The organism is Pacificibacter marinus, assembly GCF_018860505.1.
In the GTDB taxonomy this organism is placed as follows: Bacteria; Pseudomonadota; Alphaproteobacteria; order Rhodobacterales; family Rhodobacteraceae; genus Celeribacter; species Celeribacter marinus_B.
This window is the reverse complement of the sequence record NZ_JAHKPU010000034.1, coordinates 57,918-81,094: the sequence shown is the minus strand read 5'-3', so window position 1 is coordinate 81,094 and position 23,177 is coordinate 57,918. Positions and strand designations below refer to the sequence as shown.

The 23,177-nt window shown below is 53.6% G+C and carries 22 protein-coding genes; 13 read left to right on the top strand and 9 right to left on the bottom strand.

The features are described from left to right. Positions 1 to 20 precede the first annotated feature (20 nt). The 3 genes from KO503_RS13490 to KO503_RS13480 all read right to left on the bottom strand — a co-directional run bounded on the left by KO503_RS13490 (position 21) and on the right by KO503_RS13480 (position 4,350). Positions 21 to 719: a CoA transferase subunit A gene (locus KO503_RS13490; RefSeq protein ID WP_215992075.1), complete on the bottom strand. Its 699-nt coding sequence runs from the start codon at positions 717 to 719 to the stop codon at positions 21 to 23. Between the two features lie 186 nt (positions 720 to 905). Then, positions 906 to 3,551 carry a type I DNA topoisomerase gene (gene topA, locus KO503_RS13485; RefSeq protein ID WP_215992074.1) on the bottom strand — a complete coding sequence of 882 codons (2,646 nt, stop codon included), beginning with the start codon at positions 3,549 to 3,551 and terminating at the stop codon, positions 906 to 908. A 301-nt stretch (positions 3,552 to 3,852) separates the two neighbouring features. Then, entirely contained in the window at positions 3,853 to 4,350 is a 498-nt protein-coding gene (locus KO503_RS13480) for a lactoylglutathione lyase family protein (RefSeq protein WP_215992073.1), read from the bottom strand. A 98-nt stretch (positions 4,351 to 4,448) separates the two neighbouring features. Between KO503_RS13480 and KO503_RS13475 the strand changes: the two genes are divergently transcribed. Further along, positions 4,449 to 5,339: a LysR family transcriptional regulator gene (locus KO503_RS13475; protein WP_215992072.1), complete on the top strand. Its 891-nt coding sequence runs from the start codon at positions 4,449 to 4,451 to the stop codon at positions 5,337 to 5,339. Between the two features lie 222 nt (positions 5,340 to 5,561). Here the strand turns inward: KO503_RS13475 and dprA are convergent, their stop codons facing one another. Then, complete coding sequence (dprA, locus tag KO503_RS13470; protein WP_215992071.1) at positions 5,562 to 6,704, bottom strand: DNA-processing protein DprA; 1,143 nt, start codon at positions 6,702 to 6,704, stop codon at positions 5,562 to 5,564. 237 nt (positions 6,705 to 6,941) lie between these two features. After that, complete coding sequence (gene tldD, locus KO503_RS13465; RefSeq protein ID WP_215992070.1) at positions 6,942 to 8,363, bottom strand: metalloprotease TldD; 1,422 nt, start codon at positions 8,361 to 8,363, stop codon at positions 6,942 to 6,944. A gap of 177 nt (positions 8,364 to 8,540) precedes the next feature. Between tldD and coxB the strand changes: the two genes are divergently transcribed. The 10 genes from coxB to KO503_RS13415 all read left to right on the top strand — a co-directional run bounded on the left by coxB (position 8,541) and on the right by KO503_RS13415 (position 17,613). Continuing rightward, on the top strand, positions 8,541 to 9,404 hold the full coding sequence (gene coxB / locus KO503_RS13460; protein ID WP_215992069.1) for a cytochrome c oxidase subunit II: 864 nt from the start codon (positions 8,541 to 8,543) through the stop codon (positions 9,402 to 9,404). Between the two features lie 126 nt (positions 9,405 to 9,530). Further along, positions 9,531 to 10,481 (top strand): heme o synthase, encoded by a 951-nt coding sequence (cyoE, locus tag KO503_RS13455; protein WP_215992068.1) that lies wholly within the window; start codon positions 9,531 to 9,533, stop codon positions 10,479 to 10,481. 1 nt (position 10,482) lies between these two features. Beyond that, positions 10,483 to 10,647: a cytochrome C oxidase assembly protein gene (locus tag KO503_RS13450; RefSeq protein WP_215992067.1), complete on the top strand. Its 165-nt coding sequence runs from the start codon at positions 10,483 to 10,485 to the stop codon at positions 10,645 to 10,647. Continuing rightward, positions 10,647 to 11,228 (top strand): cytochrome c oxidase assembly protein, encoded by a 582-nt coding sequence (locus KO503_RS13445; RefSeq protein WP_215992066.1) that lies wholly within the window; start codon positions 10,647 to 10,649, stop codon positions 11,226 to 11,228. Before KO503_RS13450 ends, KO503_RS13445 begins: the two co-directional genes overlap by 1 nt. Positions 11,229 to 11,270: 42 nt before the next feature. After that, positions 11,271 to 12,074, top strand: coding sequence for a cytochrome c oxidase subunit 3 (locus KO503_RS13440; protein WP_215942105.1), 804 nt, complete (start codon positions 11,271 to 11,273; stop codon positions 12,072 to 12,074). A gap of 88 nt (positions 12,075 to 12,162) precedes the next feature. Further along, positions 12,163 to 12,843, top strand: a complete 681-nt coding sequence (locus KO503_RS13435; protein ID WP_252731086.1) for an SURF1 family protein — start codon at positions 12,163 to 12,165, stop codon at positions 12,841 to 12,843. A gap of 26 nt (positions 12,844 to 12,869) precedes the next feature. Beyond that, positions 12,870 to 14,252: a threonine synthase gene (gene thrC / locus KO503_RS13430; RefSeq protein ID WP_215992065.1), complete on the top strand. Its 1,383-nt coding sequence runs from the start codon at positions 12,870 to 12,872 to the stop codon at positions 14,250 to 14,252. After that, the gene (locus KO503_RS13425) at positions 14,249 to 15,508 is read left to right on the top strand and encodes a M16 family metallopeptidase (protein WP_215992064.1); all 1,260 of its coding nucleotides are present in this window, start codon (positions 14,249 to 14,251) and stop codon (positions 15,506 to 15,508) included. Before thrC ends, KO503_RS13425 begins: the two co-directional genes overlap by 4 nt. Further along, positions 15,508 to 16,098, top strand: coding sequence for a GNAT family N-acetyltransferase (locus KO503_RS13420; protein ID WP_215992063.1), 591 nt, complete (start codon positions 15,508 to 15,510; stop codon positions 16,096 to 16,098). The genes KO503_RS13425 and KO503_RS13420 overlap by 1 nt, the downstream gene beginning before the upstream one ends. Positions 16,099 to 16,197: 99 nt before the next feature. Continuing rightward, complete coding sequence (locus KO503_RS13415; protein ID WP_215992062.1) at positions 16,198 to 17,613, top strand: FAD-binding oxidoreductase; 1,416 nt, start codon at positions 16,198 to 16,200, stop codon at positions 17,611 to 17,613. 55 nt (positions 17,614 to 17,668) lie between these two features. On the opposite strand, the gene KO503_RS13410 is transcribed toward KO503_RS13415, so the two are convergent. The 3 genes from KO503_RS13410 to KO503_RS13400 are packed head-to-tail and all read right to left on the bottom strand — an operon-like array spanning position 17,669 to position 19,730. Continuing rightward, positions 17,669 to 18,199: an adenine phosphoribosyltransferase gene (locus KO503_RS13410; RefSeq protein ID WP_215992061.1), complete on the bottom strand. Its 531-nt coding sequence runs from the start codon at positions 18,197 to 18,199 to the stop codon at positions 17,669 to 17,671. A 27-nt stretch (positions 18,200 to 18,226) separates the two neighbouring features. Continuing rightward, entirely contained in the window at positions 18,227 to 18,853 is a 627-nt protein-coding gene (locus tag KO503_RS13405; protein WP_215992060.1) for a LysE family translocator, read from the bottom strand. A 4-nt stretch (positions 18,854 to 18,857) separates the two neighbouring features. Continuing rightward, positions 18,858 to 19,730, bottom strand: coding sequence for an S-methyl-5'-thioadenosine phosphorylase (locus tag KO503_RS13400; protein ID WP_215992059.1), 873 nt, complete (start codon positions 19,728 to 19,730; stop codon positions 18,858 to 18,860). 162 nt (positions 19,731 to 19,892) lie between these two features. Here KO503_RS13400 and KO503_RS13395 point away from each other — a divergent pair, with 162 nt between their 5' ends. Further along, positions 19,893 to 21,038 (top strand): aminodeoxychorismate synthase component I, encoded by a 1,146-nt coding sequence (locus KO503_RS13395; RefSeq protein WP_215992058.1) that lies wholly within the window; start codon positions 19,893 to 19,895, stop codon positions 21,036 to 21,038. After that, on the top strand, positions 21,035 to 21,679 hold the full coding sequence (locus KO503_RS13390; RefSeq protein WP_215992057.1) for an aminotransferase class IV family protein: 645 nt from the start codon (positions 21,035 to 21,037) through the stop codon (positions 21,677 to 21,679). The genes KO503_RS13395 and KO503_RS13390 overlap by 4 nt, the downstream gene beginning before the upstream one ends. Here the strand turns inward: KO503_RS13390 and KO503_RS13385 are convergent. Then, positions 21,663 to 23,162 carry a pentapeptide repeat-containing protein gene (locus KO503_RS13385; protein WP_215992056.1) on the bottom strand — a complete coding sequence of 500 codons (1,500 nt, stop codon included), beginning with the start codon at positions 23,160 to 23,162 and terminating at the stop codon, positions 21,663 to 21,665. The two genes, KO503_RS13390 and KO503_RS13385, sit on opposite strands and share 17 nt — an antisense overlap. Positions 23,163 to 23,177: the final 15 nt, after the last annotated feature.

Below are 23,177 nucleotides of genomic sequence, written 5' to 3'. Positions count from 1 at the left end.
GCGCGGGCCTGCTGTGCCGATTAGGCGGCTGGGCGCGTTGTGCGCTGCTCAATGCGTTTCTCGTGTTGGCCTTGAATGATACGGTGCACATAGACGCCGGGCAGGTGTATCGCGTCTGGATCAAGCGACCCTACAGGCACAATATCTTCGACTTCCATGATGCAGATTTTGCCGCACATCGCCGCTGGCGGGTTGAAATTGCGTGCTGTTTTGCGGAAAATCGCATTGCCTGTGGCATCAGCTTTCCATGCTTTCACGATGGAGATATCGGCAAAAATACCCTCTTCCAAAATGTAATCTTGGCCGTTCCATGATTTTACGTCTTTGCCCTCAGCGATCACCGTGCCGACACCTGTTTTGGTGTAAAAGCCCGGAATGCCCGCGCCGCCTGCGCGCATGCGTTCGGCCAATGTGCCTTGGGGGTTGAATTCCAATTCCAACTCACCGCTTAAATACTGACGCATGAATTCGGCGTTCTCACCCACGTAAGACGACATCATTTTCTTGATTTGGCGGGTGGCCAACAGCTTGCCTAGGCCGAAATCGTCAACGCCTGCGTTGTTTGAGGCCACGGTCAAATCCTTGACGCCGCTTTCGACCAAAGCCTCGATCAAAAGCTCAGGGATGCCACAGAGGCCAAAACCGCCTGCGGCAATCAACATGCCGTCATGCACTATGCCGTCTAAGGCCTCGGCTGCGGATCCGTAAACTTTTTTCATGACGCTCTCTCCCTAACAGTCAGATTTGCGCGATTGGACGCAATTGACGGGCGAGTGTCAATGGATTGCTGCACTGCAACATCGATTTATGATGCATGTCTGTGCGCAATATGTCGCACCTAAAAGCGTGACAGGCGCAACTATATATCGCGCCCGTATCGTTTGGTGCTTGTTTTGGTATGGGACTTAGCTGTCTTTTTTCGCGGCAGGCTTTTTGGCGGGTGCTTTTTTTGCGGCTGGTTTTTTGGCCGCGGCTTTTTTCGGCGCAGCTTTCTTTTTGGCAGGCGCTTTTTTCTTGGCCGGTTTTTTCGTCTCAATCAATTCCAGCGCTTGCGCAACGGTGATGTCCTCGGGCTTGATCTCTTTGGGCAGGGTCACATTGACCTTTTCCCATTTTACATAAGGCCCGAATTTGCCGTCCATCACTTTGATCGGACCACCATCAGGATGATCGCCCAATTCTTTCAGCGCCTTGGCCACTGTGCGTCCGCGACCAGGGTTTTCGCGCTTATGGGTGATCATTTCCATCGCCAAATTCATACCAATTTCAAACACTTCACTGGTTTCTTTGAGGTTGGCGTAGACAGGTTTTTCCTCGTCGGGCAATTGGTGGATCAAATAGGGACCAAAGCGACCCAAGTTGGCGGCAATCACGCCCCCATCAGGGTGCGGGCCAATCTCGCGTGGCAGATTCAGCAGCAAAAGCGCTTTTTCCAGATCAATGCTTTCGGGCGCCCAGCCTTTTGGTAAAGATGTCCGAGGTGGCTTTTTGTTCTCGGGCGTGGCTTCGCCGCGTTGCACATAAGGGCCGAACCGACCAGAACGCAGGGAGATTTCATCGCCGTTGTCTTCGCCCAGAACCTTTTCATAGCTTTCAGCGCCTTCGCCCGAAATCGGACGGGTGTAGCGGCATTCAGGATAGTTGGAACAGCCGACAAAACCGCCAGAGCGCGAGGTTTTCAGGTGCAGGCTGCCGACGCCACATTTGGGGCAGGCGCGCGGATCTGTGCCGTCTTCACGAGGTGGATACAGCGTTGGTGTCAGGGCTTCGTCCAATTTGTCGAGCACTTCCGAGATGCGCAGATCAGAGGTTTCCGAAATCGCGGCAGAGAAATCACGCCAGAACCGATTCAGCACGTCTTTATAATTCATCTCACCCGCAGAGACGGAATCCAGTTCGCCTTCCAGATCGGCGGTGAATTCATAGCCGACATATTTGCGAAAGAAGTTCATCAAAAAGATCGTAACGATTTTGCCTTTGTCCTCAGGGAACAGGCGGTTTTGTTCTTTTCGCACATATTCGCGTTCAACAATCGTTGTCAAAACAGAGGCATAGGTGGACGGGCGGCCGATGCCGAGCTCTTCCATGCGTTTGACAAGCGTTGCCTCGGTGTAGCGTGGCGGCGGGTTGGTGTGGTGCTGCATGCCGAGCACCGAATCGCTGCCCCCCAAAGCGGCCTCTTTGCCGTCCGCGTCAGATTTCAAAGCGCCCGCGACTTTTTTAGCGGGTTCATCTTTCATGATCTGGGGCAGGCGCGCGCTGTCTTCTTCGCCTTCCGCGTCATCTTTGCCCTCGGTGTAGGCCGCCATAAAGCCATCAAAGGCCACGACTTGACCCGTGGCGCGCAAAACGACCTCATGGTCAGCCGAGGCGATGTCGACCGTGGTGCGTTCCAGTCGAGCCGCTTCCATTTGCGACGCAATGGTGCGTTTCCAAATCAGATCATACAGTTTGGCTTGGTCGCTGTCGCTCAGCGCGGCCTCTTTGGGGCCTTTGTTCAATTCTGTCGGGCGGATACATTCGTGCGCTTCTTGCGCGTTTTTGGCTTTGTTTTTGTACACACGTGGAGAGGCGGGCACATATTTATCGCCGTAGCGCGCTTTGATCGCGTCGCGCGCCTCGGTGATGGCCTCGGGCGCCATATCGATGCCGTCGGTCCGCATATAGGTGATCAGACCCGCTTCATACAGGCGTTGGGCTGCGTTCATCGTTTGACGTGCGCCCATGCCGAATTTGCGGCTGGCCTCTTGTTGCAGGGTCGATGTCATAAAGGGCGCGGATGGATTGCGCGTGCCCGGTTTGGCCTCGACTGACGCGATTTTCAGATCGCGCGACGATACGGCTTGCACGGCCATCTCAGCCGATAGGCGATCGCCCAAGTCGAATTTATCAAGTTTTTTGCCTGAAAGATGCGTCAAACGTGCTTCAAACTGCTGCCCGCGTGGGGTCTCGAGCATGGCTTTGACGGTCCAGTATTCTTGCGGATTGAACGCTTCGATCTCGTCTTCACGTTCTACGATCAATCGCAGGCACACCGATTGCACACGACCAGCAGAGCGCGCGCCGGGCAATTTGCGCCACAACACAGGCGACAGGTTAAAGCCCACCAAATAGTCCAAAGCGCGACGGGCCAAATAGGCATCGACCAGCGGCACATCGACTTGGCGCGGGTTTTTCATCGCCTCAGTGACGGCCGTTTTGGTGATCGCGTTGAACACGACGCGCGACACTGCGGTGGATTTTTTAATCGCGCGACGTTTGGTCAGCGCCTGTTGCAGATGCCATGAAATCGCTTCGCCTTCGCGGTCGGGGTCGGTCGCGAGAATCAATACGTCGTCGTTTTTCAAAGCGTCCGCGATGGCTTTCACATGCGGGCGGCTTTGTGCGCCGATGTCCCAGATCATTTCGAAATCGTTGTCCGGATCGACCGATCCGTTTTTGGCTGGCAGGTCGCGCACGTGGCCGTAGGACGCCAGAACCGTGTAGTCACTTCCAAGGTATTTATTGATCGTTTTGGCCTTGGCAGGAGATTCGACGACGACAACTGGCATGATAGATCCTTTGATACGACTACGATGGCCTTATGGCGGGGCAAGATGGTTTGCGCAACTGCGGATTGTCAATGAAAGATCGTGATAAGACGTTAATATCTTTGCTGCACAATCAAATAGCGCCCGATTTTTGGCATGATTTTACAACAGAACAGCGGTGATGACGCTTTTCACTCTGTTCGCTTTTGCGCTCGTATCGCGCCTCATCGTCCCAAGGCCCATTGCTCCGCGCCTCAGTGCGGGGCAGGTATGATGTCAAAAGTGCCGACATTCACATAACGCGTGAATGCCGGAGTTATGTTCAGGTATATGCGCCGTTGGAATATGTCAGCTCATAGCTGTGACTGTAGAGTTCAAAGACAATTCCAAAAGGGTCTTCGACATAAACCATGCGATAGGGTTTCTCGTCTGGAAAATATTCACGTACAGGCATGCGTTGCTTGCCGCCTGCTGCGACGATCTTTGCCAATAGGTCTTCAAGGTTCGGGTCTTGAATAGCAAAATGGAACGTACCGTGTTGTCTGAAATTGAAGTTTTCTTTGGGGGCTTCGTGTCCTTCGAATTCGAACAGCTCAAACCCGATGCGATCAGCCGTTGCCAAATGCGCGATACGCATGCGGCCCCAGCCTGTGCCAAAAACATCGGAACACATCTGACCGATGTCACTGTCGTCTTCGACAATGATCGTGGGGTCCATGATGACATAAAAGCCAAGGACGTTGCTGTAGAATTCAATCGCCTTGTCCAAATCTGGAACAGATAGGCCGATATGAGAGAATGAGCGTGGCGTTGGTTGCATAGTGTTTCCTTTCGAGGGTGTCGAAAGAGATTTAGATGGACTGTGACTGTAATAAAAATTATCATTTTGCATGATTTTCATAATATTTTGAGTTGATAATGCTGAACGCCACGTGGTTAGAAACGTTTACGGCGCTTTGCGATGTGGGGCATTTCACGCGCACGGCAGACCTGTTGGGCATGACCCAGCCGGGTGTGTCGCAGCATTTGCACAAATTGGCATCACAAGTCGGTCAGCCACTGATTTTAAAGGATGGAAAATCTTTTACCCTCACGCAAGCTGGCGAAGCCGTGCTGGCAGTTGGCATTGCGCGGCGTCAGCAAGAGCGCGAGTTGAAAGACATAATCAATTTCGATGATCCAAACGTCGGTGAAGTCAGCATTGGGTGTTCCGGCAGTTTTGCCATGTGGCTTTATCCGCATCTTCTTGACCGGATGCGACTGGCCCCCGATCTTAGCATCAATGTGACGGCAGCGCCGCATACAAGTATCGTGTCGGCCGTTTTGAGTGGCGCATTTGATTTGGGGGTTATCGCCGAACCTATCAGCCATCCGCATCTCGAGGCACAAGAATTGACCCGTGAAGAGCTGTGTTTGGTGGTCCCGCAATCCTATGCCAAGCGAGATCTCGACCTAGCCCAATTGAATGAGCTGGGCTTCGTCGCGCACCCTGACGGATATGCATATGCGGATGACTTGTTTTCGCGGAACTTTCCACAGGACTACAAAGGCTCTGATCACCTTAAAGTTAGGACATTCGTCAACCAGATTGGACAAATCCCGCTGCCTGTTGCGCAGGGGCTTGGCTATACAATATTGCCCAAATCCGGCGTGGATGCTTTTCAAGGAAAACAACAACTGGCGATCTTTTCGCTGCCGACACGACGGTATCATGACTTGTGGATTATATCCCGTAAGAGGCGAACTGAAATCTCGCGTATCGCGGCTTTAAATGACTTCATTCTTCAGGCGTCAAAAGCTTTGCGCTAACTTTGCTTGGGGAAGTTGGATAAATTTAATTTAAATGGCGCGTTTCTGCCCCCAGCGTACGGGAGGCTTAGAATCTATTCATCAAGGTTAACCGCGAACTGGTCATCTCCCTCGGAAATTGACCTTTAAAACATGTAAACTGACAACAGGGGAAAGGTTTAAAAGCTTGCAAAGACGCGCCTAACTGTTGTGCAAATGTTTAAAACATCGCGTATCGCGCGATTAGGCACGGGCCAAAAGACCACCGGCTTTGCGCAGGATTTGGCCGTCGAGTTCCAGCGTCATAATCTGGGAACTCACCTCTTCGGCACGCGCCCCGATGTCGCGGATCAACTGGTCTTCGGCCACCGCAGCGCCGCCCAAACGGGACAGGATTTCACTGTGCAAGGTGGCATGGTCCTCAAAGCTGCGCATCTCGGGCTCAATTGGCACAAGCGCGTCCTCAGGCGTGTCCATCGCGGTGATCGCCAAGGGCGATGCACTGGCCAGTACATCTATTACATCACGCGATCCGCGAACCAAACTGGCCCCATCGCGCAACAGGTTATTGCACCCTGACGAGCGCCCATCAAACGGGTGGCCTGGAACGGCCATGACGTCACGGCCTTGTTCCATCGCATTGCCTGCGGTCAACAGCGAGCCGGATTTGGCAGCTGCTTCGATTACGACGGTGGCCAAGGCCATGCCAGAAACGATGCGATTGCGCATCGGGAAATGCCGCGCAAAGGGTTTCATGCCCATGGGTTGTTCGGACACGACAACACCGGTGTTGGCGATTTTGGCGTATAGTTCTTTGTTTTCAGCGGGATAGATCACATCCAACCCGCCACCCAGCACGGCGATGGTGCCTGTCTTCAAAGCAGCCTCATGTACGGCAGCATCAATGCCACGCGCCATGCCAGAGACGATGCCAAAGCCTTCGTCTCCCAAATCACGCGACAAAGCACGCGCCATACGCAGCCCCAAAGATGAGGCATTGCGTGCGCCCACAAGGGCAATCATCGGACGTTCAAACAAGGACAGATCGCCTTTGACCCACAGCAGCGGCGGGGCATCAGGGGTCAAGGCAAGGGCGGCTGGATAATCCGTGTCACCAATGGCCACCAGCCGCGCGCCCGCTTTGCGGCCCGCTTTGAGTTCTTTGTCGACGACAGCCATGGGGCAGGTTTGATAGCCGCTCACACCTGCTTCTCGCGCAATTTCGGGCAAAGCCGTCAACGCAGCTGCGGCACATCCGTGGTCATTCATGAGGCGATAAAAGGTTGATACGCCAACACGGCGTGATCGCAAGAGGCGGAGCCAGATGGCGCGATCTTCCGCAGTGTGGGGTGGGGTGAGGGGGTGGTGGGAAGGGATGAAATCCATATTGACCAGCTCTCTCCGTCTCTTGCAGTTACACCATCGCGCAAATTGGTTAATGAGCCGTTACCGTTACTCAACAATCCTCAAATTTATCGAATTTTTCTGTATCTTCCTGAATTCAAGCGATTTTGTCGCAAATATATCGTGACTAGAGCAGAACAATTGCAAAAAGACGGCCCGAAGACCGCCTTAAGTCTCAGATTTCTATAACGCGAGATTGCAAGCGTTAACCTTTGCGACTCAGGTAGCAGAGCCGCCAACGGTCAATTCGCCGATTAATGTCGTGGGCTGGCCGACCCCGACTGGCACCCATTGGCCCGCCTTGCCGCAGTTGCCCATACCGGGATCGAGTGCCATGTCATTGCCGAGGGCACGGATGTGCTTAAGGGATGTCGCGCCATCGCCGATCAAAGTGGCCCCTTTGACGGGGGCGCCAACCACGCCGTTTTTGACTTGGTAGGCTTCGGTGCAAGAGAACACGAATTTGCCATTGGTGATGTCGACCTGTCCACCGCCAAACCCGACCGCGTAAATACCGTCTTTGAGACTGGCAACAATGTCTTCAGGCGCAGAGTCACCACCCAACATATACGTGTTGGTCATGCGCGGCATGGGCGTGTGCGCGTAGCTTTCACGACGTCCGTTGCCTGTGGCCTCGACGCCCATAAGGCGGGCGTTTTGGCGGTCTTGCATATAGCCGACCAGAACGCCGTCTTCGATTAAGGTGTTCTTGGCGCTGGGCGTGCCTTCGTCATCGACAGAAATAGACCCACGGCGATCAGGAATGGTGCCATCGTCCAAAACTGTGACGCCTTTGGCTGCGATCTGTTTGCCCAAGAGGCCTGCGAAAGCGGATGTGCCTTTGCGATTGAAATCGCCCTCAAGCCCGTGACCAATGGCTTCGTGCAAAAGAATACCGGGCCAACCATTGCCAAGCACCACATCCATCACGCCAGCGGGGGCAGGGATGGCCTCTAGGTTGACGCAAGCGATCCTCAGGGCCTCGATGGCGACGGATTTCCAATGATCAGGAGCGAGCATGCCCAAAAGACCTGTGCGCCCACCACCGCCAGCTGAACCGCTTTCGCGACGGCCATCTTTGTCAACGATGACTGAAATATTGAGACGTGCCATTGGGCGTTGGTCGGACACGAGCGTACCATCGGGGCGCAAGATGAACACTTCTTGATGTGAGGCCGCCATCGAGGCCGAGACTTGCACCACACGCGGATCAAGGGCGCGCAAGAAATCGTCGATTTCTTTGAGCGTGTCGATTTTGACCTCGAAAGCCGCCCCGTCCATTGGGTTCTCGTCGGTGTAAAGCTTGACGTTGGTGGCGCGTGGGCCATCTGCCAGGGTGCCGCCCCCCGCGCCCACGGCCAGACGCGCGGTTTCAGCTGCGCGTATGAGCGACGATTCGGAAATTTCGGTGGAATGGGCGTAGCCTGCGGTCTCGCCACGCACTGCACGCAGACCGAATCCCTCAGATGCGTCATATGTGGCATTGCGGATTCGCCCGTCGTCTAGCACAATGCCCTCAGATGTGCGGCGCTCAAAGAAAAGCTCGCCATCATCTGCGCCTGCTGTGGCATTTTGCAAGATCGATAGGGCTGAGGCCTGATCCAACAGGGTTTCGAATGGGTCAAAACGTCTCGTTGTCATCTATTTTCTCCTTGGGGACTTGATCTAAATCAAAAAACACGGTCAATGGCGGCGCGGAAATCTTGTCCCACGCCGAGTAATATGGTTTTTGGGGGGCAAGACTCAAACGAAATTCGCCTGAACATCAGGCACTGCGGCGCACATATCACTGTTGCGCTTGCAAAATGGGAAAAGAACATGCGCACAGAACGCTTTTTGTCCGGCTTTGCCGCCACAGTTTTAGCCACCACCGTTTCAGGTGCCGCCATGGCGCAGCAAGCCGGTGAATTGCTGGGTGCGCCGGTGAACGGTAAAATGGGTTTCCAACCTGCCGCAACCGAGCTTGCACGCGATTTGCAAGGCTTGGACCACTTGCTTTTATGGATCACGGGCCTGATCACATTGTTCGTTTGTATTTTGTTGGTTTGGGTGATGGTGCGCTACAACCGCCGCGCCAACGCAAACCCTGCAAGCTTTACGCATAACACGACCATCGAGATTGCTTGGACATTGATCCCGATTCTGATCTTGGTCGGTATCGGCGCGTTCTCTTTGCCAGTTTTGTTCAAGCAGCAAGAAATTCCCGAAGGTGATCTTTACATCAAAGTGACGGGCTACCAGTGGTACTGGGGCTATGAATATGTTGACGAAGGTTTCGCATTTGATAGCTACAAACTTGAGCGCGATGAACTGGAAGCAGCAGGTTACGACCAAAGCCTCTACCTTTTGGCGACTGACACAGCTGTTGTTGTGCCTGTTGGCACCACGGTTGTTATGGGCGTCACTGGTGCGGACGTGATCCACTCTTGGGCGATGCCATCTTTTGGCGTGAAACAAGATGCGGTTCCTGGCCGTGTTGCTGAGCTTTGGTTTAACGCTGAGAAAACTGGTACCTTCTTTGGTCAGTGTTCTGAGTTGTGCGGCAAAGACCACGCCTACATGCCGATCACTGTGAAAGTTGTCTCACAAGAAGATTACGATGCATGGTTGGCGGGCGCTATTGAAGAATACGCCTCTTTGGATGCGGGCGAGCAGTCGATCCAACTGGCCTCTGCTGAGTAAGCTATCACTGCGACATCAGGGCGCGGGCGAAGATCATCGCCCCGCCCGCTGACTGTTCTATCTCATGCGAATTAGTGTCGCCGATACGGCGATGCAGGTCCGCAGGCACCAAAAGCAAGGCACCACATGACCGACGCAACCATAACACTTGACGACGATAAGGAAGCGAGCTTTGGCGATTTCTTTGCGCTGTTGAAGCCACGCGTGATGTCGCTTGTCGTGTTCACCGCGATGGTCGGGCTTATAGTCGCGCCCGGATCGGTGCATCCGTTTGTGGCGTTCTTTTCCGTGCTATGTATCGCGATTGGTGGCGGTGCCTCTGGTGCGTTGAATATGTGGTATGACGCAGACATCGACCGCGTGATGAAGCGCACCCAAGGTCGCCCCATTCCTGCCGGCAAAGTGACCGAAGGCGAAGCTTTGGCCATCGGCCTGACGTTGTCTGCATTTTCTGTGATCATGCTGGGGCTGGCGTCCAATTGGGTTGCTGCTGGGCTTTTGGCCTTTACGATCTTTTTCTACGTGGTGATTTACACCATGTGGCTGAAGCGCTCGACACCACAGAATATCGTGATTGGCGGGGCCGCTGGTGCTTTTCCTCCGATGATCGGTTGGGCTGTTGTCACCGGCGATATCACCATCGCGAGCACCTTGATGTTTGCTTTGACCTTTATGTGGACGCCGCCGCATTTTTGGGCTTTGGCCTTGTTCATGAACTCGGATTACGGCAAGGCAAAAGTGCCGATGCTACCTGTGACGCATGGCACACGCGTCACGCGTAATCATATTCTTGTCTACACGTTGCTTTTGGCTGTCACCGCGGGTGCGTTGCTGTTCACGTCAATCGCAGGCTGGGTCTATCTTGCCGCGTTTTTGGTCATGAACACCTTGTTCATCTTGGGGGCTGTAAAAATTTGGCGCCGTGATGATGCCGCGTCTAAAGCGGATAATTTCAAAGCAGAACGGTCTTTCTTTAAGCTGTCTTTGGCCTATCTTTTCGCGCATTTCACTGCGCTCATGTTCGACGGAATGCTCAGCGGTCTTTTTGACGGCATGGGCATTGGGGGAATTTTCTAAGATGGCGATCACCAAACTTCACGAAATTCACAAGCGGCGCAAGTCGCGCAATGTTGGCCTTGGGTTGGTGTTGGCTGCCTTCGTTGTGTTGATCCTTGGCTTGACCATGGTGAAAGTGACAACCACCCCGATCAGCAATATCGGCTCTGCAGAGGCGCACAACTAATGGCGATGGATGGTCCACAAAAAACGGTTCTTAAGCTCGTTGGTGTTGTGTTCACCATGGGCGCTTTGGCATGGGCATCGGTGCCGTTCTACAGCTGGTTTTGCGCCGTCACCGGTTTTGGGGGCACCACATTGGAAGCCGATGCTGGGTCTGACGTCATTTTAGACGAGACGATCAAAATCCGCTTTGACGCCAATACAGACCCCAGCATGGCGTGGTCTTTCAAGCCTGTTGAGCGCGAGATGAAAATTCGCATTGGTGAAACCGGTTTGGCATTCTATGAGGCGCACAACCCGACAGATCGTGTCATTGCTGGCACAGCGTCCTATAATGTCGCCCCCTACGAGGCAGGCGGATTTTTCACCAAGATCGATTGTTTTTGCTTCACAGAACAGGTGCTTCAGCCCGGCGAAACCGTGTTGATGCCCGTGACGTTCTACGTGGACCCCGAAATCACCACAGACCGTGATGCGAAATATGTACATCGCATCACTTTGTCTTATACATTCTACGAAACCGATCTGCCCGAGGAACTTGCCGCTTTGCAAAGCGACACGCCTAAGGTTACAGATCTTAACTGAACCCATTAGGGAAAATACCCCAAGGGAGAGGGACGCAAGACTATGGCTCATGTAAAGAACCACGATTATCACATTCTGCCACCATCAACGAAACCACTTATGGGTTCTGTTGCAGCCTTTATCATGTTCTTTGGCGCTGTCATGTGGATGGCCAAAGGCACGCCATTTATGTTCTTGGCTGGTCTTTTGGGCGTGCTCTATGTGATGTGGGCTTGGTGGCGTGAAACGATTTTGGAAAACAAAGCTGGCGATCACACGCCTGTTGTGCGTATCGGTCTGCGCTATGGTTTCATCATGTTTATCATGTCCGAAGTCATGTTTTTTGTGGCTTGGTTCTGGGCGTTTTTCAAAAGCGCGATTTACCCGATGTATGAATACGCGGGCACAGAATACGTCAAACCTGAAATCATTCCGGTCGACGCGTTCCACCTGCCATTGATCAACACATTGCTGTTGCTCTTGTCAGGCTGTGCAGTCACTTGGGCGCACCACGCGTTGGTGCACGGCAACGTGCGCAAAGACTTGGTGGCTGGACTGGCCATCGGTGTTGGATTTGGCGCTGTGTTCACTATGTTCCAAGCCTATGAGTACTATGAACTTTTGGTCCATGAGGGTTGGACATTCGGCGGCGACGTGTTCTTTGGTGGCTTCTTTATGGCCACAGGGTTCCACGGCTTCCACGTTCTTGTGGGGACAATCTTTCTGACCATCTGCCTCGTGCGCTCGATCAAAGGTGACTTTACACCAGACGATCACATCGGCTTTGAAGCTGCCGCTTGGTACTGGCACTTTGTGGATGTGGTTTGGCTCTTCCTGTTCGTAGCTGTCTACATCTGGGGCCAATAACCCTGCGCTGAGGCTTCGCCTTACGTAATAATCAGGTTACAAGGGCGCGGCACCAGCTGCGCCCTTTTGCATTCCAAAGGAACGTCTCATGATCAAACCTGTGATCAAACGCATGATCGGCCCTATATTGATGGGTGTGATTGGTATCGTTATTTTGCTTTGGCTTGGCATGTGGCAGGTGCAGCGATTGGCGTGGAAACAAGGTATTTTGGCCGAAATCACCGCCGAAATTGCAGCCGATCCCGTGCCTGTGCCAACACTGATTTCAACCGATATGAAATACCTGCCGGTCACAGCCACAGGCACCATCGGGCAAGACGAACTGCACGTGCTGGTGTCGCGTTTGGAAATCGGGGCAGGCTACCGCGTGATTGCGCCGTTTGAATTGGATGACGGGCGGCGGGTGTTGCTGGATCGTGGGTTTATCAAACCAGAGGCCAAAGATGTGTTTCGCGCCAGCGGTCCTGCGACCATTACTGGAAATCTGCATTGGCCGGATGATATGAACAGTTCAACCCCTGAACCTGATACGTCTGAAAACATCTGGTTCGGGCGCGATATCGCCGCCATGGCTCGCGCTTTGGGCACTGCCGAAGTTCTAATCGTCGCGCGTGCCGACACGGGGCAGGGCATTGAAGCCATGCCTGTGGGCATCACGGGTATCAAAAATGACCACCTTGGTTACGCAATTACATGGTTTTCTCTCGCTCTTGTCTGGTTGGGGATGACACTCTTCCTTCTGTGGCGTATCAAAACCCGAACTGTTTAACGCGATCCCAACTCTGATAGGGCCCCATGCGATATATCTCTACACGCGGCACCGCGCCCGCCTTGAATTTCGAAGACGCAATGCTCACTGGACTGGCCTCTGATGGCGGTCTCTATGTGCCTGAAACCATTCCGACCATGACTGCGGACGAAATCGCTGCTTTGGCAGGTCTGTCCTATGAAGAAATTGCGTTTCGAGTGATGAAGCCGTTCATCGGCGATACCTTCACTGATGCAGAATTCAAAGACATCATAGCGAAATCTTACGCTGGTTTTGGCCATGACGCCCGCGCGCCGCTTGTGCAGCTTGGGTCCAACCATTTCCTACTTGAGCTGTTCCACGGTCCGACACTGGCGTTCAAAGACTTCGCCATGCAACTCATCGGCCAGTTGTTCCAAGCGGCTTTGTTGCGCTCTGGCAAACGCGTGACCATCGTGGGCGCGACTTCTGGCGATACAGGCTCTGCCGCGATTGAAGCCTTTAAAGGCTTGTCCAATGTAGATGTGTTTATCATGTATCCGCATGGCGGTGTCTCTGATGTCCAGCGTCGTCAGATGACCACTCCTGTCGAAAGCAATGTCCACGCGCTGGCGGTTGAAGGCGATTTCGATGATTGCCAAGCGGCATTGAAAGAGATGTTCGCCGATATCGATTTCCGCGATGGGGTGAAACTCGCAGCGGTGAATTCGATCAACTGGGCCCGCGTTTTGGCGCAAGTTGTATACTATTTCTCATCTGCCGTGTCCTTGGGCGCGCCGCACCGCAAAGTGTCCTTCACCGTGCCGACAGGCAATTTCGGTGATATCTTTGCTGGTTACATCGCCAAGAAAATGGGCCTGCCGATTGAAAAACTGGTGATCGCCACCAACCAAAACGATATCCTGCACCGCACGATGAAAACCGGCGCCTACACCAAAGAAGGCGTGACACCGTCGATGTCACCGTCAATGGACATTCAAGTGTCGTCCAACTTTGAGCGTGCCTTGTTTGACGCGTATGGCCGCGATGGCGGTGCCGTTGCGCACCTGATGGATGAGTTGAAATCAGGCGAATTCAAAGTCTCGCAAGGGGCGATGGAATCTTTGCGTGATACGTTCACCTCTGGGCGCGCGTCCGAAGATGAGACCTCAGCAACCATCAAAGATATGCAGGTCCGTACGACCGAAGTCCTGTGCCCGCATTCTGCCGTTGGCGTGAAAGTCGCAGAAGAAAACCTATCCGACGTGCCAATGGTCACATTGGCCACAGCACATCCTGCGAAATTCCCTGCGGCCGTCAAAGCGGCCTGCGGTGTTCACCCCGATCTGCCCATGCATATGGCCGACCTTTTTGACCGTGATGAACGGTTCACAGTGGTGCCAAACGATCTGGCGGGTCTTAAATCTCTAGTGAAGGAGCGCATTTCTTGAGCCTCAAAACACACCGGCTCAGCAATGGCCTACGCATCGTGACCGAACATATGCCTTCAATGGAAAGCGCCTCAATTGGTGTTTGGGTCCAAGCGGGAGGGCGGCATGAGCGTCTAGAGCAAAATGGCATCGCGCATTTTTTGGAACATATGGCGTTCAAAGGCACTGCACGTCGCAGCCCTTTGGAAATCGCTGAGGTTCTTGAAAACGTGGGCGGATACCTGAATGCCTATACCTCGCGTGAAACCACAGCTTATTATGCGCGTGTGCTCAAAGAGGACGTGCCTTTGGCGCTGGATGTGATCGCTGATATCGTGTTGAACCCGATTTTTGATGCGCGGGAACTTGAGGTCGAACGTGGTGTGATTTTGCAAGAAATCGGCCAAGCTCTTGATACGCCTGACGATATTATTTTCGATTGGTTGCAAGGCGTGTCATACCCTGATCAGGCCGTTGGGCGGACCATTCTAGGACCTGAAGAGCGCGTGCGGGCCTTCACCCGTGACGACCTTGCGGGTTTTGTGCAAGAACACTACTCGCCCGAGCGCATGGTCTTGTCCGCCGCTGGCAATGTCGATCACGACAAAATTGTTGCTGAGGCTGAAATGCTGTTTGGCCATTTGACGGCCCATGGCAGCGATCACATCGATCCCGCTAGTTTTGTTGGCGGCGAACATCGCGTAAATAAGGATCTTGAGCAGGTCCATGTCGCCATCGCCTTTGAGGGACCAAGCTACCGCGACAAAGACATCTACATCGCACAGGCCGCGACCACGGCGCTTGGTGGCGGCATGTCCTCGCGTCTGTTCCAATCCGTGCGTGAACAAAAAGGCCTGTGTTATACGATTTACGCCCAAAGCGGTGCCTACTCTGACACCGGTGTGACTACTATTTATGCCGGCACCTCTGGCGAAGATGTGGCGCAGCTGACTGAATTGACCATGGACGAATTGAAACGCGCAGCAGACGATATGTCAGATGCCGAAGTCCAGCGCGCTTGCGCGCAGATCAAAGCGGGACTTTTGATGGGCTTGGAAAGCCCGGGGTCACGCGTTGAACGCAATGCACGGATGATCGGTATTTGGGATCGGGTGCCCAGCCTGTCTGAAACTGTAGCGAAAATTGATGCCGTCACCACCCAAGGCGTGCGCGATTTTATCGGTCAAATGGGGATGGGACGTGCAGCGATGGCCCTTTACGGACCCGCTGAAACCGCGCCATCTTTGGATGCTCTCAAGGCAAGGCTTATTGCATAATGTTTGCGCGTCGCCCCAAGGTTCGGATCGAAACAGAGCGCATGACGCTGCGTTTGCCCGTGCATGGGGATTATCGCGCTTGGTGCGAGCTGCGCGCCAATGGCGCACCTTTTTTGCAGCCTTGGGAACCAACATGGTCGTCAGATCATTTATCGCGCAAAGGTTTCACCAATCGCGTGTACTGGGCGCAGCGTTCTGTGGCATCTGAAACCGCTCTGCCGCTGTTTTTGACCCGCCGCGAAGATGGCGCATTGCTTGGTGCTTTGACGTTGGACAATATACGTCGTGGTCCTGCGCAAGCGGGCACCGTTGGCTATTGGATCGGCGCAGATTTTGCCCGCCAAGGCTATATGCGTGAGGCGCTCAGCGGCGTTGTGCACTATGCTTTTAGCAAACTGGACTTGAGCCGAGTTGAAGCTGCCTGCTTACCAGAAAACACCGCCTCGCGCGGGGTCTTGGAAAAGGCTGGCTTTAAATATGAAGGTGTGGCGCAGTCCTATTTGCAGATCAACGGCCGCTGGCGCAATCATGTGCTTTACGCCTTTTTGCGTAACGATCGTCGTGGGCCGACCCAAGTGGGATTGGCCTAACGCCACGGTGAGGACGGTCAGAAATCTCTATTTGTGTCGTCATCGCACGGCTTTGGCTCAAGCCTAAAAAAACAGCTTTTATCTCATAGGAGATTTCATATGACCTCCATCGCCACATCAGAGTTTCTGGATCACCTGTATGCCGCGTTGCCCAAAGGGACGTTTCGGGCGCAAAATGACGGCGAATTGGATGACCCGCGTGGGCGTCATCAAGGGCTAAGCGCAACTGTGGCGATGCCGCGTACTGTTTGTGAAGTCTCAAAAATCGTAAAATTATGTCATGCCGCCGGTGTCGGTATTGTCCCACTTGGCGGTGGTACAGGGTTGGTGTTGGGGCAGGTGGCTTATGACGGGCCCGCGCCAGTTGTCATGTCGCTGGAACGTATGACTGCCGTGCGTGAAATCTACCTATCAGAGAACGCGATGGTGGTCGAAGCGGGCGCGATTTTACACGATGTGCAGGCGGCGGCTGAATCTGTTGATCGGTTGTTCCCACTGTCTTTGGCATCCGAGGGCACCTGTCGCATTGGCGGAAATCTTGCGACCAATGCTGGCGGTTTGAATGTGCTACGCTATGGTAATACCCGCGATTTGTGTTTGGGGCTCGAAGTTGTCTTGGCCGATGGTACGATTTGGAATGGTCTCAAACGACTGCGCAAAGATAACACAGGGTATGATTTGAAAAACCTGATGATCGGCTCTGAAGGTACGCTTGGCATCATCACGGCCGCGACCCTGCGATTGTTTCCGCGCCCCCGACACGAGGCAGCTGCGATCTTGGTTGTGGATGATCCACAGGGCGCGATTGATCTGCTGGCATTGGCGCAGCAAACTTTGGGTGAGGGCATATCTGCTTTCGAAATGATCTCTGGCGTCGGTTTGGATTTTTTGGCCGAGACACTGCCCGATGTGCGTCAACCTTTTGAAAAAAGGCCTGATTGGTGCGTGTTGATCGATCTGGGGCTCTCTGGCGACAGCGATCCTAAGGATATGCTTTTGGGCTTGTTTGAGGCCGCATCTGAGGCGGGCTTGGTGTCCGATGGGGTGATTTCGCAAAACGAGGCGCAGCGCCAAGCGTTTTGGTCCGTGCGTGAAAATATCCCGACAGGCAATCGTCACATCGGGTCTATTTCGTCACATGATATTTCGATCCCTTTGTCGCGCATTCCCGACTTTATCCCTGAAGGCATCGCCAAGCTTCAGGCTTTAGGCGATGTGAGGGTCAATTGTTTCGGTCATTTGGGCGATGGAAACCTGCACTACAACGTCTTCCCCGCAAAAGGGCGGGACCGGGCAGAATTTGATGACATTCGCGGGGCTGTGAAAAAATGCGTGCATGATTTGACCCACGCATATGACGGTTCCGTCAGCGCAGAGCATGGCGTTGGGCGATTGAAAGTCGCAGATTTAGAGCGTTACCAAGACCCCGTAAAACTGGCTGCGATGCGGGCGATCAAGCAGGCGCTTGATCCAAAAGGCATTATGAACCCAGGGGCGGTACTCAGGCCCGCGTGATTTCGCAAACACTTTGCAAACACATAGGTAACCTGCAGCATAGGAAGATGCTGCCTTAGCTGCCTTCAAAGTCGCATAATGTTTTGACGTCATATCCCAAGGCTTCCAGTTTGTGACGCCCGCCAAGTTCGGGCAAATCCACGATAAAGGCACAGCTCAGAATTTCACCGCCCAGACGTTCGATCAGCTTTATCCCCGCTTCTGCCGTGCCACCTGTGGCCAAAAGATCGTCAACGACCAAGATTTTCTCGCCCGCTTCAATCGCATCTTCGTGCAACTCAACCGTCGCTTGGCCATATTCCAATTGATAGTCTTGCGAAATCACAGCGCCCGGCAATTTGCCAGCTTTGCGCACCGGCACAAACCCCACAGATAATTGATGCGCTACTGCGCCCCCCAAAATGAATCCACGCGCCTCAAGTCCCACAACCTTGTCAATCTGCATGCCGACATAAGGCGCAAGCATTTGATCGATGGTCAAACGCATTCCGCGCGGGTCGGCAAACAAGGTGGTGACATCGCGAAACATGATCCCTTCGTGCGGAAAGTCAGGGATAGTGCGGATGTAATCTTTGACGGTTTTCATTGAGAAGTCCTTCGGTCAATGATGCGTTTAGCTGCGTTTCAGGCTGACGGTTAAAGCGCTCATTGTAATCAAGGCAAGCCCGCCGCCACGTGTCAAATTACGTAAAACGCGCGGTGTTGCGATTGTGTTGCGCAAACTGCCCGCGAGCAAGGCGTAACACAGAGCATTCAAAAAACCGAGCGAGGCGAAGGTCGCGATCATCACTGTAAATTGTGGTGCTAATGCTGCCTCTGCTGTGATGAAATGCGGCACGAAAGCGATGAAAAAACCAATGCTTTTGGGGTTCAACGCAGTTACGATAAAAGCGTGGGAAAACACTTTGCGTTCACTCACGTTTTCAGTGCGCATCAAACTGCCCATTTGCGCTGATCCAGCCGAGCGCAACATATTGACCCCAAGGTATAAAAGATAGGCACCCCCGATCCATTTGATCACAGTAAAGGCAAGAGCAGAGGTCATGATCAGCACGCCAAGCCCCAGCAGTGACGCGGTCATGGCCAACACATCGCCCAGCCCAACCCCCACGGCACTGGCCACGGCCACGCGCCGCCCTTGCCCCAAAGCATATGACAGCACCAGCAATACTGTGGGGCCAGGAATGATAATCAAAGCAAGAGAGGCTGTGGCAAAGGCAATCCAAAGATCAAAGGGCATAGCTCTATCCTTTCAAAACACGGCCCGCGACCGCATCAAGTTTGGCAACAAGCGCAGGGTCGCGTTTGTGTGGCGCTGTCATCACGGCGTATTCCAATGCACGGTCGCAACCATGCACGCAGGGGGCGTACTCAGCGCCCAAAAGTTTTGGCATCGCCGCAACCAGAGATTTCGCAGTGGTTGAATTGGCCCCTAGCGTGGCGATAATCGCGTTGATGTCCACCGCACCATGATCTGGATGCCAGCTGTCAAAGTCGGTGATCATCGCCACAGATGCGTAACAAATCTCAGCTTCTCGGGCCAGTTTTGCCTCTGGCATATTGGTCATGCCGATCACGTCACAGCCCCAAGCGCGGTACATTTTGCTTTCTGCGATGCTGGAAAATTGCGGGCCTTCCATGGCCAAATAGGTGCCGCCTTTGTGCACGGTGACGCCTGTGGCGCGCGCAGCCTCGTATGCCAGCCCTGACAAGCGCTCGCACACTGGATGTGCGACGGATACATGCGCCACGCAGCCGGTGCCAAAGAATGATTTTTCGCGCGCGAATGTGCGGTCAATGAACTGATCAACAATGACAAAATCACCCGGTGCCATGTCTTCGCGGAACGATCCACAGGCAGAAACAGACAGCAAATCTGTCACGCCAAGTCGTTTAAGCGCATCGATATTCGCCCGATAAGGAACCGTCGTCGGCGTGTGAACATGTCCGCGGCCGTGACGTGGCAAAAAAGCCATTTTTACGCCATCCAACACGCCCGTCAAAATTTCATCGGATGGGGTGCCCCAAGGCGTCTCGACCTTTTGCCAAACCGCGTTTTCAAGCCCGTCGATTTCGTAGACGCCAGAGCCGCCTATCACACCAATCACGCGTTCCATTTTGACCCCTTATATTCGCATTTGATAAAAGCCTAAGCTCTTCTGCCTTTGGCGAAAAGGGACAATGCGCCCCGAGTCACGATATGTTTAAAGGCTGCGTGTTGCAGACTGGCGTAACCGATCAAAAAGCAATAGAAGCGCCCGTGAAACGAGCAGGTTTTGATGCGTATACAGTTCGACACAGGCCCTCTTGCGGGGGCAGCCTCGTCAGCGTCCAGTGCAAAGGCGGCGCAAGGTACGGTGTTTGATACACCGTCTTCGATCATCCGTGCCTATACGAAAGATGACCTACCCGCTGCGTTCAAAGCCGTTGCAAATGCCCAAGCCCAAGGCGCGTGGCTCGCGGGGTATATGTCGTATGAATTGGGCATGTTACTTGATCCTGCATTGCAGCGTTTTGCCCGAACAGGTGATCTGCTGCCATTGTTGGAATTTGGTGTCTATGATGCGCCAAAGCCTTTGAACGAAATTCAGAATGTCGCAAATGTGAAATCTGACCTGTCACCAGCTTGGACGTTGGAACGCTACACAACCGCTTTCGATCGTGCCAAAGCTTATATTGAGGCTGGCGATTGTTATCAGGTGAATCTGACCTTTCCGATGGCTGTGCATTGCGACGGGTCAGCGCGTCAGTTGTATGATGCTTTGCGCGCGCGCCAACCTGTGCCGTTTGGCGCTTTTATCGAAACTGATCACCATACGCTTTTGTCACGTTCGCCAGAGCTGTTCTTTAAGACTGACGCTTCTGGCCGCATCACCGTGCGTCCGATGAAGGGCACCGTGGCGCGAGGGGCAGATGTCGTGCAAGACGCGGCTGCCAAAGCTTGGCTTATGGGGTCCCAAAAAGATCAGGCTGAAAACCTGATGATTGTTGATTTGTTGCGCAATGACCTGTCGCGCGTCTCTGAAGTGGGCAGTGTCAAAGTGCCAAACTTGTTTGACATCGAGGCCTATAAGACCGTCTATCAAATGACTTCGACCGTCACGGCGCAGCTGTTGGCGGGCACTGATTTTTACGACTTATGCAAAGCCTTGTTCCCTTGCGGGTCGATCACTGGCGCGCCGAAAATTCGCGCAATGGAAATCATCGAAGAGTTGGAACAAGCGCCGCGTGGGGCCTATTGCGGTGCGATTGGCTGGATAGCGCCTGATGGGGCGTCTGAATTCAACGTCGCCATTCGCACGCTTGTGTTCGAGACCGGATCGAACATCGGCCACCTGAATGTGGGCGGTGGGTTGGTCTATGATAGCCAAGCGGAGTCGGAATATAACGAGGCTTTGTTGAAAGCGGAGTTTGCGCGGTTATGAGCCTTTCCCAAACAAACACCCCCCAAGAGTTTCGCGTGATTGAAACGCTGGGATGGTCTGCGCAAACGGGGGCGCAGCGGTTGGATCGTCACCTTACACGCATGGCTGGCACCTGCGCGGCTTTGGGGATTCCCTTTCCGAAAGAACAGCTTTTATTTCTGATCAATGATGTGTCGTCGGATCATGATTTGCGCATTCGCCTGACTGTAGACCGTGACGGGCAGGGCGCTTTGGAGCAATGGCCCTTGGCAAAAACTGCGGATCACTGGACCGTCGCGATTGCCGATCAACGCGTTGACAGTGCGGATCTCTGGTTGGGACATAAAACCACTATGCGCGCACTTTATGATACTGCGCGGGGCAATCTGCCTGCGGGCATTGATGAGTGGATATTCTTGAATGAACGCGGTGAGGTCTGCGAAGGCACGATCACCAATGTGTTTGTGCAAAAGGGCGACAGATTGCTGACGCCGCCGCTCACCTCAGGCTTGTTGCCCGGTGTCTTGCGGGCGGATCTGTTGGATTCGGGCCGCGCTGTTGAGGCTGTGCTGACCTTGCCGGATTTGGAACGTGCCGAGGCTATATTTTGCGGCAATGCATTGCGTGGATTGATTAAATCCACCCTTATTCGCGCCGAATAACCCCCGTGATCGCCGCCGCGCCCAAGGCAGAAATGATCCAGCCCGCAGCGGTGAAAAGCCAACGCGCCCACCAAAGCGTCGCGCCCCAAGGGCCGCGATTTGTTGACGGTGCCCATGCTTGGGTTTGGCTAAAATCAACAATAGGGATCACGACATCGGCTGCATAAGCGAAGCTGTTGAAACTTTCCCAATCTTTGCCAACGACAGTTTCACCCCATGCTTGGGCTTGATGTGGCGCATTGCTCAGCGCGCGCCAATCATCTGAATTGAGAATCAGCGCAGAATTGGGGGCAAAGTCACCTGCTTTCCAAGCCTGATCTGCCGCTCCCCACGCGAAAAGGATGAGTGTCAGCAGAACCGCAATGGCATTTTCAGGTTTATATCCATGACCGATGAAGCGCAGCGACGTCACATGCCATATCCAAAGTGCAGCGTTGCTTAAGTCACGCCATGCGCTTGCAACGCCGACGCCCCAATTGCCATTTGGCTTGATAACTCGTTCTTTGCGGTCTTGCGTTTTGAGCTTGCCTGCCAGAACGACTTTGATCTCACGCGCGTCGCGTTCATGTCCCATTTCGCGCAAGACTTTGGCAAGCTGATTGTAGGGTTGGGGGCGGAATTTAGCGGTGGAGTTGTCGCTGGTTTTAAGCCAGCGCAGTCGCGTTTTATAATCTGTAGAGCTTTGGCTGCCGGAAATTCGATCATAGGTGAACCCGTCTAGAATCAAATTCGTTACCTTGTCCCAACTGGCGGGGTCATCGACAAGATTGCCAACATGGGCTGAGCTCAGATCAATTGATCCCACTACAGATTTGATATCGATAAAAAAGAAGCCAGATTCGATTTTCACTCCTTCTAGGTCAAGCGCTAGTCCTGCTTTGACTGATAATGTCATGCCTCGGAGGCCGAGCTGCCCGCCAATTATTGCGCCGTTTAAGTCCACGGAAGCATTCGCTGAGGCTCCAGTCAAAAACACATCATGTTCAACCGCAATCCCTTGCAAGTCGAGTGCACTACCATGTTTGGCTGTAAATATAGTTCCTCGACAAATCAATTGCCCGTTAACGTATGCGGTAGGTGCGAGTAATGCTGGAAGATGACTGCCCGTAAGATTCACGTTCTTCATGAAACGCGCGCGGTCGGCAAATAACATTTTCTGAAAGCGGCACTGCCGTAGGGAAGCGTTGCCATGGATTGTACAATCTATCAGGTCAAGCTCACCAGAAATCGCTGCGCCGTAGAGTGAAACACCAAATTCCGTTGCGTCATCTGCACCAAATGGACGTGTTAGAGCGTAGCGCAGGACATCTGCGCGGATATGGCGGGTTGGGTCTGGTTTGCTCCAGTCAACGGGTTTATTTGGTAAATCGCCTAGAGTGCAGGGTGCACCCGTGGCCAAAGCTATTTTCAGCTTTTGCTCAGCGAGGGTCAAACCACCCTGATAGTACGCGTCAATCTCGTCCCAGCTTTCAAATCTTTGCATAAAACCCCAACCTCT